This is a genomic window from Aquimarina macrocephali JAMB N27 (genome assembly GCF_000520995.1).
GTDB classification, from domain to species: Bacteria; Bacteroidota; Bacteroidia; order Flavobacteriales; family Flavobacteriaceae; genus Aquimarina; species Aquimarina macrocephali.
This window is the reverse complement of record NZ_JACA01000142.1, coordinates 1-500: the sequence shown is the minus strand read 5'-3', so window position 1 is coordinate 500 and position 500 is coordinate 1. Positions and strand designations below refer to the sequence as shown.

The window sequence follows — 500 nt, the reverse complement described above, 5'->3', positions numbered from 1 at the left end:
CCAGAATTGAAGGATTTTGTGATTGAGAAATTGCACTCTTATTGGTCACCTGATCAAATTTCTGGTTATTTGAAACGGCTGGGAATTCCAAGGTTTCGAGTCTGCATGGAAACGATTTATCAATTTATTTACAGTGATGAAGGTAAGCGTTTGGGGCTGTATCGTTATCTATTTAAATCACGTAAGAAGCGTCGCAATCTTTATGGTCGTGCTCCTAGAAAGTCGCGGGTTTTAGAGCATCATGGGATTGCTTATCGGCCTATGGAAGTGAATGAGCGTGGCACATTTGGTCATTGGGAAGGTGATTTGATGATCTTTCATATGGAGCATGGCAAGTATAATTTGACCTCACTGATTGAGCGAAAAAGTCGTTATATGGTGTTGGCGAAGAATGATAATAGGAAGCCTGAGCCGGTGATGCATTCTATTGCTGATAAACTGAAACCCTTTCCTAATTTGCTGACACAAACGATTACTTTTGATCGTGGATTTGAGTTTAT

At 40.2% G+C, this 500-nt stretch carries 1 protein-coding gene; it reads left to right on the top strand.

All coding sequences use genetic code 11. The annotated features are described in order from the left end of the window. Positions 1–18: 18 nt before the first annotated feature. Positions 19–500: IS30 family transposase (locus tag Z054_RS0127515; RefSeq protein ID WP_241461469.1), on the top strand; the 482-nt coding region annotated here is incomplete at its 3' end.